Source organism: Halohasta sp. A2, assembly GCF_056175805.1.
Genome location: NZ_JAQFWV010000350.1, coordinates 1 through 249, shown reverse-complemented (window position 1 = coordinate 249; position 249 = coordinate 1). Strand labels below are relative to the sequence as shown.

At 51.4% G+C, this 249-nt stretch carries 1 pseudogene; it reads right to left on the bottom strand.

Annotation, left to right across the window (positions count from 1 at the left end):
- Positions 1-157: pseudogene (locus tag O2S87_RS19385) on the bottom strand (IS5/IS1182 family transposase); the annotation flags it as partial.
- Positions 158-249: the final 92 nt, after the last annotated feature.

Below are 249 nucleotides of genomic sequence, written 5' to 3'. Positions count from 1 at the left end.
AACTCTTGTTGAGTTCCGTATGCAAGAGGATGAGAGTGATCTGCACCCACTCAGCGAACCCGCTGTCGCCAGTTGGCGCAGCGGGTTCATCTGGGTCGTCAACATGCTCTTTAGCAAGATGCTTACACTGTCGTATTGTTGACCGCTTCGACTTCATATCGACAGAAGGCGTCCAATTGCATACAACTTTCACGGAAACTGGACGGAGAAAGCACCGAGAGTGCGATTAATTAGCGGCGCAACGAGGCA